This window comes from Streptomyces jumonjinensis (assembly GCF_009600885.1).
Taxonomy (GTDB): domain Bacteria; phylum Actinomycetota; class Actinomycetes; order Streptomycetales; family Streptomycetaceae; genus Streptomyces; species Streptomyces jumonjinensis.
On record NZ_VCLA01000091.1, the window covers coordinates 1 to 11,926 of the forward strand.

An 11,926-nucleotide genomic window follows, 5' to 3' on the forward strand; every position below is an offset into this window, starting at 1 on the left:
ACCAGAAGGACACGCTCAACCACAGCCGACCTGACCAAGCCCTACTAGGGTCCGCCCATGCCCGTACACACCTCGTACGATGTCGTGATCGTCGGCGGCGGCCACAACGGCCTGGTCGCCGCCGCCTATCTCGCCCGCGCCGGGCGGTCGGTGCTGGTGCTGGAGCGCGGGGCCGCCACCGGCGGAGCGGCCGTCTCCACCCGCCCGTTCGCCGGGATCGACGCCCGGCTCTCGCGCTACTCCTATCTGGTCTCCCTGCTGCCGCGCACGATCGTCCGCGATCTGGGGCTCGCCTTCTCCCTGCGGAAGCGCACCGTCTCCTCCTACACCCCCGCCGGGGCGGGCGGACTCCTCGTGGGCGCCGGACGCACCCGGGACTCGTTCGCCGCCCTCACCGGCGGCGAACGGGAGTACGCGGCCTGGCGCGACTTCTACGGCATGACCGGCCGCGTCGCCGAACGGGTCTTCCCCACCCTCACCGAGCCGCTCCCCACCCGCGCGGAGCTCAGATCCCGGATCGGGGACGAGACCGCCTGGCGGACGCTGTTCGAGGAGCCCATCGGCAGGGCGATCGAAGAGCGGTTCGCCCATGACCTCGTCCGGGGCGTGGTGCTCACCGACGCCCTCATCGGCACCTTCGCCGACGCCCACGACCCCGGCCTGGCCCAGAACCGCTGCTTCCTCTACCACGTCATCGGCGGCGGCACCGGGGACTGGGACGTTCCGGTCGGCGGCATGGGCGCGCTCACGGACGCCCTGGCCGGGGCCGCGCTGCGCGCCGGAGCGGAGATCGCTCTCCGGCATGAGGCGACGGCGGTCGGGACCGACGGCGCGGCGGCCGAGGTCGCCTACCGTACGCCCGGTGCCGAGGGCACGGTGGCGGCCCGTCAGGTGCTGGTCAACGCCGCTCCCCGGGAGCTCGCCGCCCTGCTCGGCGAGGAGCCGCCGCCACCGGCCGAGGGGGCGCAGTTCAAGGTGAACATGGTGGTCCGGCGGCTGCCGCGGCTGAAGGACCGCTCGGTCGGCCCGGCGGACGCCTTCGCCGGGACCTTCCATGTCTCCGAGGGGTACGACCGGCTGGCCGCCGCCTACCGTGACGCGGCCTCCGGACGGCCGCCCGCCGCGCCGCCGTCCGAGATCTACTGCCACTCGCTGACCGACCCGTCGATCCTGGCCCCCTCGCTCGCCGCCGACGGGTATCAGACGCTGACCCTCTTCGGTCTCCACACCCCCGCCCGGCTCTTCACCGCCGACAACGACGGCGTCCGGGCCGCGCTGCTGGCCGCGACCCTCGCCGAAGTGGACACCCATCTCGAAGAGCCGATCGCGGACTGTCTGGCCCTGGACGCGCACGGCGTGCCGTGTATCGAGGCCAGGACCCCGCTCGATCTGGAGCGGGAGCTCAGACTGCCCGGCGGCCATATCTTCCACGGGGACCTCTCCTTCCCCTGCGCCGCCGATCCGGAGGATCCGGCGGGCCGCTGGGGGGTGGCGACCCGGCACGCCAATGTGCTGCTGTGCGGGGCGGGCGCGGTACGCGGCGGGGGAGTGAGCGGGGTCCCCGGCCACAACGCCGCGATGGCGGCCCTGGGCCGGTGACACTCCGGCACGGTGACACCCAGGCGCGGTGACACCCAGGCCCGGGGCCGATTCGCCCTGGGCCGGGCGTGCCCGCAGCCCTGAGCCCCGTAGCCCGGGCCGTCACCTTGACCCCGCAGCCCAGGCCGTCACCTTGAGCCCCGCTGTCCGGACCCCGGGCCATCGCTCTGAGCCCCGCCGTCCGGACCCCGGGCCATCGCTCTGAGCCCCGCTGCCCCCGGACCCCCGGCTCAGCCCCACACCCCCGGCTCAGTCCCCGGACACCGTCCACCCCTCCGCCGTGATCCGGGCCGCGTCCCCGGCCCTGCTCTCGTCGAAGACGACACGCCCCCGCTCCTCCACCCGGATGGCGTTCACATACGCCCCCCGGCCCGTGTGGAGCCGGTTGCTCGCATACCGCCAGCGCAGCCGCACCCCGGTCTCCCGCCACGGCGACAGATCCGCCGTCAGCCGGTGCCAGACCCGCCCGGACCACCCGGTCACCGAGCCCTCCGGGTGCTCCGACGGCTCCCGCGCCCCCTCCCGTACGGTGGTGAACGGCACCGCGCGCCAGCTCGCCCCGCCGTCCGGCGAGCCCTCCAGGAACAGCCGGTCCGCGTTCGGCTCGGTGTCCCACCACAGGGAACAGCGCAGCCGGGTCCGCGACGAGCCCACATCGAGCGCGGGCAGCGTGAGCGTCGCGGAGGCGGACGCGGCCATTCCGGAGAACCAGGCGGCCGTGCCCCGGTCGGGGCGTACGGCGACGGCGCGGGCCATCCGGTTGGCCGTGGCGGCCCGGGGAGCGCTGCCCGAGCGCCAGCTGCGCACCGGGTGGACCGAGTTGCCGAGCACGATCAGGAACGAGTCGCTGCCCGGGTCGAGCACCAGACTGGTCCCGGTGAAACCGGTGTGGCCCGCGGTGCGCGGGGTGGCCATCGCGCCCATGTACCAGTGCTGATAGAGCTCGAAGCCGAGACCGTGCTCATCGCCGGGGTACGCGGTGTTGAAGTCGGTGAACATCAGCTCCACGGACTCGGGGCGCAGAATCCGGGCCCGCCCGTACACCCCGCCGTTGAGAAGGGTGCGGGCGAGCACGGCGAGATCCCAGGCCCGGGAGAAGACCCCGGCATGGCCCGCGACCCCGCCGAACGCATAGGCGTTCTCGTCGTGGACCTCGCCCCACACCAGCCCCCGGTCGAGGCCCGACCAGGGCTTCCGGGCGTCCTCGGTGGCCGCGGTCTTCGGCTTCCAGGACGGGGGCGGATTGAACCGGGTGCGGTGCATCCCGAGCGGAGCGGTGATCTCCTCCCGGAGCAGTGTGTCCAGGGAGCGACCGGTGATCCGTTCCAGGATCAGCTGGAGCGTGATCAGATTGAGGTCCGAGTAGAGATACGCCGTCCCCGGCGGGTTGAGCGGGGCCTCGGCCCACAGCATCCGGAGCCTGCCCTCCTGGGTGGGCGCCTGGTGCAGCGGGATCCAGGAGCGCAGCCCCGAGGTGTGGGTCAGCAGCTGGCGTACGGTGATGTCCCCCTTCCCCGCGCCGCCGAAGTCCGGGAGATACGACGCGGCCGGGGCCGAGAGCTCCAGCGCGCCCCGTTCGATCTGCTGCACCGCGAGGATCGAGGTGAAGAGCTTGGACACCGACGCCAGGTCGAAGACCGTGTCCCGGGCCATCGGGATCTGCCGCTCGGGCGGGAACTCCACCCCGGTGTCGGTCTTCTCGTCGTACGAGGCGTAGCGCACCGCCATCCCGATCGGCCGGTGCAGCGCGACGGTGCCGCCGCGCCCGGCGAGCAGCACCGCGCCCGCGTACCAGGGATGTTCGGGGGCGGGGGAGAGATACGTTTCCGCGTCGGTGACCAGCTGTTCCAGCGGGCCCGGCAGCAGCCCGGCCCGCTCGGGGCTGCCGTACGCCAGCGTCCGCCGCCGCCCGGACCCGCCCGTGCCCGCTCCGGGGGCGGAGGTCCCGGCGGCGGGCGGTCCGGAGGAGGGCGCCCCGCCCCCGCCTCCCGTCGCCGCCTCCGCGAAGGGGATCGGGGCCAGGGCCAGCGCTCCGCCCAGCGCCAAGATCCCGCCGCCCAGCCTCCGTCGGCTGATTCCGTTCCCCGCCGCCGCGTCCTGTGTCATTCCGGCCCTTCCTGACAGTGTTCCCCGGGCGTTCGAACAGCAGGGAAACCCTCTGTCGGCGCCCGGCCCCTGTCAACCATCCCCGCAGGCCCGGGTGGTGGAGAGCGGGCCGCGCCAAAGAATCTGACACTGCATCAGAAAAGCTCTTCCCCCGGCCGCCCCGCTGCGGCATCCTGCCGCCCATGGAGACGGAGCTGAGCACATCGCTGGGGATCGAGCACGCCATCTTCGGCTTCACGCCCTTCCCCGCGGTGGCCGCCGCCATCACCCGGGCGGGCGGCCTCGGGGTCCTGGGCGCCGTCCGCTACACCGCGCCCGACGACCTCAGACGCGATCTCGACTGGATGGAGCGGCACACCGGCGGCGGACCGTACGGCCTCGACGTCGTCATGCCCGCCCGGCAGGCCGGGCCCCCCGGGGCCCCGGCCCCCACCGAAGCCGAGGTCGAGGCGATGATCCCCGAAGGCCACCGGCGGTTCGTCCGGGACACCCTCGCCCGGCACGGCGTACCCGGACTCCCCGACGGCGAGGCATCCGGCTGGCGCATCACCGGCTGGATGGAGCACATCGCCCGCAGTCAGCTCGACGTGGCCTTCGACTACCCGATCAAGCTGCTCGCCAACGCGCTGGGCTCCCCGCCCGCCGACGTCGTCGCCCGCGCCCACGGCCAGGGCGTCCAGGTCGCCGCCCTCGCCGGGAGCGCCCGGCACGCCCGGCGCCACGCCGACGCCGGAATCGACATCGTCGTCGCCCAGGGCTATGAGGCCGGCGGCCACACCGGCGAGATCGCCACCATGGTCCTCACCCCCGAAGTCGTCGACGCCGTCGACCCGCTGCCCGTGCTCGCCGCGGGCGGCATCGGCAGCGGCGAGCAGATCGCCGCCGCACTCGCCCTCGGCGCACAGGGCGCCTGGCTCGGCTCCCTCTGGCTCACCACCATCGAGGCCGAACTCCACTCCCGCGCGCTGACCGGCAAACTCCTCGCCGCGGGCTCCGGCGACACCGTCCGCTCCCGCGCACTGACCGGAAAGCCCGCCCGTCAGCTGCGCACCGAGTGGACGGACGCCTGGGACGGCCCGGAGAGCCCCGGCGCGCTCCCCATGCCCCTCCAGGGGCTGCTGGTGGCCGAGGCCGTCTCCCGTATCCAGAAGCACGACGTGGTCCCGCTGCTCGGCACCCCCGTCGGGCAGATCGTCGGCCGGATGAACTCCGAACGCGCCGTACGGGCCGTCATGGACGATCTCACCCGCGGCTTCGAACGGGCCGTGGACCGTGTCAACCGCATCGCGGGAAGGAGCTGACCCATGGCGGATCGGCCGAACGGCTTCTGGGCACAGGCGGCGGCGGACCCCGGCCGCACCGTGCTCACCACCCCCGAGGGCGAGGGCTGGACCGCGGGCAGGCTGCACACCGCGGTGAACCAGCTGGTCCATGGGCTGCGCGCGGCAGGACTCGGCGAGGGCGACGCCTTCGCCGCCGTACTCCCCAACGGCGTCGAGCTCCTCACCGCCCATCTCGCCGCGTCCCAGGCGGGGTTCTATCTCGTCCCCGTGAACCATCATCTCGTCGGCCCCGAGATCGCCTGGATCGTCGCCGACTCCGGCGCGAAGGTCCTGATCGCCCATGAGCGGTTCGCCGCCGCCGCGGCGACCGCGGCGGCGGAGGCGGAGCTGCCGGCCGGCCGGTGCTTCACGGTCGGCGCCGGAGCCGTCCCCGGATTCCGCCCGTACGGGGAGCTCCTCGCCGGGCGGCCGGGGACCCCGCCCGCGGCCCGGACCCTCGGCGGGGTCATGAACTACACCTCGGGCACCACCGGACGGCCGCGCGGAATCCGCCGCCCGCTGCCGGGGAAACCCCCCGAGGAGGCTTATCTCGGCGGCTTCCTCGGCATCTTCGGCATCAGGCCCTTCGACGGCAACGTCCATCTGGTCTGCTCGCCGCTCTACCACACCGCCGTGCTCCAGTTCGCGGCGGCGTCGCTGCACATCGGGCATCCGCTGGTGCTGATGGACCGGTGGACGCCCGAGGAGATGCTCCGGCTCATCGACGTACACCGCTGTACGCACACCCATATGGTGCCGACCCACTTCCACCGGCTGCTCGCGCTGCCCGACGAGGTGAAGGCGCGGTACGACGTCTCCTCCCTGCGCCACGCCATCCACGGCGCGGCCCCCTGCCCCGGCCATGTGAAACGCGCGATGATCGACTGGTGGGGCCGCTGCGTCGAGGAGTACTACGCGGCGAGCGAGGGCGGCGGCACCTTCGCCACCGCCGAGGACTGGCTGAAGAAGCCGGGGACCGTCGGCAGGGCCTGGCCCATCAGCGAGCTGGCGGTCTTCGACGACGCCGGGACGCGGCTGCCGCCCGGGGAGCCGGGCACGGTCTATATGAGGATGACCACCGGGGACTTCCGCTACCACAAGGACGAGGCCAAGACGGCCGGGAACCGGATCGGGGAGTTCTTCACCGTGGGCGATCTCGGCGTCCTGGACGAGGACGGCTATCTGTTCCTCCGCGACCGCAAGATCGACATGATCATCTCGGGCGGGGTGAACATCTACCCCGCCGAGATCGAGTCGGCACTGCTGGCCCACCCCGCGGTGGCCGACGCGGCGGCCTTCGGCATCCCGCACGCCGACTGGGGCGAGGAGGTCAAGGCCGTCGTGGAACCCGCCGACGGCCATACGCCGGACGACGCGCTCGCGACCGCGATCCTCGCCCACTGCGAGCGGCTGCTCGCGGGATACAAACGCCCCAGAACCGTGGACTTCATCGAGTCGATGCCCCGCGACCCCAACGGCAAGCTGTACAAACGGAGACTGCGGGCCCCCTACTGGGAAGGGCGGGAACGCCCGATGTGACCCGGTACGAGCGGTGAACCCCGTTGGCGCAGCACCGCATGCGCCGTGGACCCGCTGCTGGCAGCGTGGCGGGCATGACGACGGGCGCGGCACAGCTCGGATCGCGGTGGACGACCTGGGTACCGCTCCTCGCGGTGATCGCGCTGGTCCTCGGCTGGGGCCGGGAGCTGCCCGGACCCGCCGTCGCCGTCGTCGGGCTCTGTCTCATCGGGGCCGTGCTCGCCGCCGTGCACCACGCCGAGGTCATCGCCCACCGGGTCGGCGAGCCCTTCGGCTCGCTGGTGCTCGCCGTCGCGGTGACCGTCATCGAGGTCGGACTCATCGTCACCCTGATGGCGGGCGGCGGGGAGAAGGCGTCCACCTATGCCCGGGACACCGTCTTCGCCGCCGTCATGATCACCTGCAATGGCATCGTGGGACTGTCCGTGCTGGTGGGAGCCTTGCGCAACCGGGTCGCCGTCTTCAACGCCGAGGGCTCGGGCGGCGCGCTCGCCACGGTCTGCACCCTCGCCACGATGACCTTGGTGCTGCCCGCCTTCACCACCGGCCATCCGGGCAAGGAGTTCACCGGCGACCAGCTGGCGTTCACCGCCGTGGCGTCCCTCTGTCTGTACGCGCTGTTCGTCGGCGTCCAGACCGTACGCCACCGGGACTACTTCCTCCCGGTGCCGTCCGAGGGCGGCGACTGCGGGCCCGACGAGCACGCGCCGCCGCCGGACGACCGGGAGACCTGGTGGAGCGTCGCCCTGCTGCTGATGGCGCTCGTCGCCGTCGTCGGCAACGCCAAACTCGTCTCACCGGCCATCGAGAGCGGGGTGGAGTCCGCCGGACTGCCCAACGCCGTCGTCGGTGTGGTGATCGCCCTGCTGGTGCTGTCGCCGGAGACCCTCGCGGCGGTGCGCGCGGCCCGCCGCGACCGGATGCAGACCAGCCTCAATCTGGCGTACGGCTCCGCCATCGCCAGCATCGGTCTGACGATCCCGTCCATCGCGCTCGCCACGATCTGGCTGCCGGGGCCGCTGGTGCTCGGCGAGGACGCCACCCATATGGCGCTGCTGGCGCTCACGGCCGTCGTCAGCGCTCTGACGGTGGTGCCGGGGCGGGCGACGCTGCTTCAGGGCGGGGTGCATCTGGTGCTGTTCGCCGCGTTCGTCTTCCTCTCGTTCAGCCCCTGAGCGCTTCCGTCCGGCTCCTGCTCCGACCCGGCCTGCTCCTGCTCCGACCCGCTCGGCTCCCGCTCGGCTCCCGCTCGGCTCCCGCTCCGACCCGTCCTGCTCCTGCTCCGACCCGTCCGGCCGGGCCCGGCCGGACGGCCCGGTCACCCGGCGGCGCCGCCCTGGGCGCGGATCGGGCCGTTGATGTCCAGTTCGTCCACCGAGCCCAGGATCTCCACGGCCGGGACCCCGGGGCCATGGGTGGTGATCCCGCCGTCGATACGGATCCGCAGCGCGTGGGAGCCGGGCTTCAGACTCAGCGCCGTGGCGGCCAGCCGCATCAGCTCGCCCTTGACCAGGCTCTCGCCCTCCGCGCCATGGGTCTCGATCCCCCGGTGGACCGTCAGGCTGCCGAACGGCTTGCTGATCTGGATTCCCACGGCGGCGTCCGCGTGGGTGACGATCCGGTCGAACTCGGCCCGGTCGACGGTGCCGTCGTAGATGTTGAAGCCGCGCGCGCCCAGGCCGAAGGTCTCGATCGGAGCCGCGACGGTCAGCCGGCGGATCGTGCCGAAGTTGACGAATCCGATGCCGCTGGGGCCGTGCGAGGTGATGGGCGCGTGGGCGGTCCAGCTCTCCACCTCGCCCCAGAGGTCGAGCACCATGTCATTGACCCCGTAGGTGGTCACCGGACCGCCGTTGACCACCTCGCGGATCGCCGCGTACACGACGAAGACCCCACCGGAGATCCGGCCGGGGGTGCCCGCCGGGATGCCCCCGTCCGAGAAGACCGGGCCGGTGTGGAGCCGTTCGCCCTCCACCCGGCCGCCGCCCGGAGTGCCGGAGACGAAGACACCGCCGCCGCGCACCGGGGCGCCGTCCCGGCCCACCGCGATATCGCTCAGCTGGCAGGTGATCAGCACCCCCGAGTCCTGCTGCTGGTTGTAGAGCGTGAAGGCTCCCTGGAGGACTTCGACGTTGTACCCCTGCGGCCGGGGCAGACACTCCCGGGCGTCCGCCGCCTCGATGTCGAGATCGTCGATACGGATATGACCCGAGCCGACCCGGTCCCGGGCCAGCAGCTCCACCCGCCCCACCGTGGACACCCGCCGTAGCTCCAGTGTGCCCAGCGCGTCGACGGAGGTGTCGTTGTGGACCGCTCTGGCGGCGGGCGCGGTCTCCAGCCGGAGATCGGCCACCTGGTTGTCCCGGGTCAGCCGGACCCCGTCGCCTCCGCCCTCGAACACCAGTGTCGCGCCCTCGCCGACGCCGACCAGGGTCGCACCGGGCGGCAGGGTGAATCCCGGCACCCCCTTCAGACGCCCCTGGACCGAGATGCCCTCCGGGCCGCGCATACCGGACACCGCGTCGAGAAGTCCGGGAACCGTGTTGACCGTCACCGCTTGGCTTGTCATGATTTGACACTATATTCCCGATATCTCAAGTGCCTCTGTAGGGACGCGCACAGGGTGACGCGTCCGCCCGCGGGCTCCTCGGCCGGCCCCGTCCGACGGGCGGCCGTACCGCCGGACGGGGGGTCGGCGGCACGGCCCGCGACGGCCCGCCGGTGATGTCCCCGGCCCCCTCGGGACCCGGTCCCCGCGTCCGCTCTCCGGGTGGACCCCATTGCACTCGCCGCCCCGGGCGGGCAACGATCTGCACATGCCGAAGTTCACCGCGTACGACGGGACGGAACTCGCCTACCATCTGAAAGGAACGGGTGAACCGCTGATCTGTCTGCCCGGCGGCCCAGCTCGCGCCGCCGCCTACTACGGGACGCTCGGCGGCCTCGACGCCCACCACCGGCTGGTTCTGCTCGATCTGCGCGGCACCGGGGGCTCCGCGGAACCGGCCGATCCGGCCACCCGCCACTGGTACCGGCAGACCGACGACATCGAGGCGCTGCGTGAGCATCTCGGCCTGGACCGGGTGCATCTGCTGGCCCACTCGGCCTCCGGGAATCTGGCCACCCTCTACGCCGCCCGGCACCCGGCCCGGGTGCGCTCGCTGACCCTGATCGCCCCCGGCTCACGCGCGGGGGACGACCCGGACCGGGACCTGGCCGACGGCCACCCCGACGGCGCCTTCGACCCCGCCGCCACCCGTGCCGCGCTCGCCGTGCTCCAGGCTCCCGTGCTGGTCCTGGCCGCGCCGTACGACGGCGGCCCCCGCCCCGCCAACGCCGCCGAACTCGCCGGGATCTTCCCCTACGACGCCAAGGCGGACGCCCATCATCCCTGGCTCGACGACTGCGGGGCCTTCGTCCGCACCGTCCGCGCCTTCCTCGATCCGGACATCCTGGGACTGGACGCCGACGGCGTCCGGCTCGCCTACCGCACCTGGGGCGAGGAGTCCGCACCGCCCGTCGTCCTCGCCCACGGCCGCGGGGACAGCGGGGCGGACTGGGCCTTGATCGCCGAGCGGCTCGCCGCCACCCGGCGGGTGTACGCTCCCGACTTCGGCGGCCATGGACTCAGCGACTGGCCGGGCGAGTACGGCTTCGAACAGTTCCGGAACCAGCTGAGCGCGTTCATCAGGGGGCTCGGGCTGGACGGTGTGGACGTCATCGGGCACTCCATGGGCGCGGTGGCGGCGTTTCTGCTCGCCGCGGACGAACCGGAACTCGTGGACCGGCTGGTCATCGAGGAGCCGCCACCGCCGTTCCCGCTGGACACGCCCCGGCCGCCCGCCCGGCGGGAGGAGGGGGAACTGGGCTTCGACTGGCCGGTGGTCCTCAGCATCGAAGCGGAGCTGAACGCCCCCGACCCGGCCTGGAGCGAGCGGCTCGCCGCCATCGAAGCGCCCACCCTGGTCATCGCCGGGGGGCCGGGCAGCCATATCCCCCAGGAGCGGCTGGCCCGGCTGGCCGGGCGGATCCCCGGCGCGCGACTGATCACGATCGAGGCGGGGCATCTGATCCATGAGACCCGGCCCGAGGAATTCCTCGCCGCGCTGAAGGACTTCGGCATCTGACCGGACCTGCGCCCTGGCCCGGTCGCGGGGGCCTTGGCTGAGAGGCGGTACGGGGTCGGAGTCCAGGGACCGGGGAGATCAGGGGCCAGGCCCCGGGTCCTGGCTCTGGGCCCTGGCTCAGAAGGCTCTGGGCCGAGCTGGACCGGGTCAAGCCGGGCTGAGCCGAACCGAACCGGGCTGAGCCGAACCGAACCGGGCTGAGCTGAGCCAAGCGCGCTGAGCCGAACCGAACTGAGCCGGGTTCGCCGGGCCCGTCCCACGCGCGCCCGCGCTCAGGAAGCCGCGTCCGCGCCCGCGTCCGCCTCCGCCACCGCCCGCGCCCAGCGATAGTCCGCCTTGCCGCTCGGCGACCGCTGGATCTCCTGGGCGATCACCAGCCGGCGGGGGACCTTGTACCCGGCGAGCGTCGTCCGGCAGTGCCGCTGGACATCGTCGAGGCTCGGCGCCCGCGCGCCCTCGCGCAGCTGCACCACGGCCGCCACATGGCTCCCCCAGGTCTGGTCCGGCACCCCCGCCACCACCGCGTCGTACACGTCAGGATGGGCCTTCAGCGCCTGCTCGACCTCTTCCGGATACACCTTCTCGCCCCCGGTGTTGATGCACTGCGAGCCCCTCCCCAGCACCGTGACGACGCCCTTCTCGTCCACCGTCGCCATATCGCCCAGCAGCACCCAGCGCTCCTCGCCCCGCCGGAAGAACGTCTCCGCGGTCTTCCCGGGATCGTTGTAGTAGCCGAGCGGCACATGACCGCGCTGGGCGATCCGCCCGCTCCCGCCCGGCGCGACCGGTTCCCGGGTCACCGGGTCGACCACCGCCGTACGGGCGTTGACCTGGATCCTGAAGCCCTGCCCGGGACCCGAGTCGGCGGTCGCGGTGCCGTTGAAGCCGGACTCCGACGACCCGAAGTTGTTCAGCAGCAGCACCTTCGGGGCCAGCTCGGCGAAGTGCGCCCGTACGGTCTCGGACAGGATCGCGCCGGACGAGGACACGCTGAACAGCGAGGAGAGATCCGCGCCCCGCGACGGCCCGTTCAGCGCGTCGATCAACGGCCGCAGCATCGCGTCGCCGACCAGCGACACAGCGCTGACCCGCTCCTTCGCGATCGTGCGCACCACGTCCTTGGGGGAGAATCCGCGGTGCAGCACCACGCGCTGCCCGAAGCCGAAGCCGATGAACGCGGTGAGCGTCGAGGTGCCGTGCATCAGCGGGGCGGTGGGGAAGAAGGTGAGGCCG

Annotated in this window: 8 protein-coding genes; 5 read left to right on the forward strand and 3 right to left on the reverse strand. The window is 73.0% G+C overall.

Annotation, left to right across the window (positions count from 1 at the left end):
- Positions 1-57: 57 nt before the first annotated feature.
- Entirely contained in the window at positions 58-1,599 is a 1,542-nt protein-coding gene (locus FF041_RS11085; protein ID WP_153522552.1) for a phytoene desaturase family protein, read from the forward strand.
- A 249-nt stretch (positions 1,600-1,848) separates the two neighbouring features.
- Here the strand turns inward: FF041_RS11085 and FF041_RS11090 are convergent, their stop codons facing one another.
- Positions 1,849-3,705 carry a serine hydrolase domain-containing protein gene (locus tag FF041_RS11090; protein WP_153522554.1) on the reverse strand — a complete coding sequence of 619 codons (1,857 nt, stop codon included), beginning with the start codon at positions 3,703-3,705 and terminating at the stop codon, positions 1,849-1,851.
- Positions 3,706-3,887: 182 nt separating this feature from the next.
- Here FF041_RS11090 and FF041_RS11095 point away from each other — a divergent pair, with 182 nt between their 5' ends.
- From FF041_RS11095 to FF041_RS11105, 3 genes are all read left to right on the forward strand, one after another.
- Positions 3,888-5,006, forward strand: a complete 1,119-nt coding sequence (locus tag FF041_RS11095; RefSeq protein ID WP_153522556.1) for an NAD(P)H-dependent flavin oxidoreductase — start codon at positions 3,888-3,890, stop codon at positions 5,004-5,006.
- 3 nt (positions 5,007-5,009) lie between these two features.
- Entirely contained in the window at positions 5,010-6,566 is a 1,557-nt protein-coding gene (locus FF041_RS11100) for an acyl-CoA synthetase (protein ID WP_153522558.1), read from the forward strand.
- A gap of 74 nt (positions 6,567-6,640) precedes the next feature.
- Positions 6,641-7,741, forward strand: a complete 1,101-nt coding sequence (locus FF041_RS11105; protein ID WP_153522560.1) for a calcium:proton antiporter — start codon at positions 6,641-6,643, stop codon at positions 7,739-7,741.
- A 143-nt stretch (positions 7,742-7,884) separates the two neighbouring features.
- Here the strand turns inward: FF041_RS11105 and FF041_RS11110 are convergent, their stop codons facing one another.
- Entirely contained in the window at positions 7,885-9,135 is a 1,251-nt protein-coding gene (locus FF041_RS11110; RefSeq protein ID WP_153522562.1) for a hypothetical protein, read from the reverse strand.
- A 247-nt stretch (positions 9,136-9,382) separates the two neighbouring features.
- Here FF041_RS11110 and FF041_RS11115 point away from each other — a divergent pair, with 247 nt between their 5' ends.
- On the forward strand, positions 9,383-10,693 hold the full coding sequence (locus FF041_RS11115; RefSeq protein ID WP_153522564.1) for an alpha/beta fold hydrolase: 1,311 nt from the start codon (positions 9,383-9,385) through the stop codon (positions 10,691-10,693).
- Positions 10,694-10,965: 272 nt separating this feature from the next.
- Here FF041_RS11115 and FF041_RS11120 read toward each other — a convergent pair.
- The coding region (locus FF041_RS11120; RefSeq protein ID WP_153522566.1) for an AMP-binding enzyme at positions 10,966-11,926 on the reverse strand (961 nt) is incomplete at its 5' end.

Excerpts from the sequence above, each read along its gene's own strand:
- FF041_RS11110 (WP_153522562.1), bottom strand. The coding sequence starts at position 9,135 with ATGACAAGCCAAGCGGTGACGGTCAACACGGTTCCCGGACTTCTCGAC.
- FF041_RS11095 (WP_153522556.1), top strand. The coding sequence starts at position 3,888 with ATGGAGACGGAGCTGAGCACATCGCTGGGGATCGAGCACGCCATCTTC.
- FF041_RS11105 (WP_153522560.1), top strand. The coding sequence starts at position 6,641 with ATGACGACGGGCGCGGCACAGCTCGGATCGCGGTGGACGACCTGGGTA.
- FF041_RS11090 (WP_153522554.1), bottom strand. The coding sequence starts at position 3,705 with ATGACACAGGACGCGGCGGCGGGGAACGGAATCAGCCGACGGAGGCTG.
- FF041_RS11115 (WP_153522564.1), top strand. The coding sequence starts at position 9,383 with ATGCCGAAGTTCACCGCGTACGACGGGACGGAACTCGCCTACCATCTG.
- FF041_RS11100 (WP_153522558.1), top strand. The coding sequence starts at position 5,010 with ATGGCGGATCGGCCGAACGGCTTCTGGGCACAGGCGGCGGCGGACCCC.
- FF041_RS11085 (WP_153522552.1), top strand. The coding sequence starts at position 58 with ATGCCCGTACACACCTCGTACGATGTCGTGATCGTCGGCGGCGGCCAC.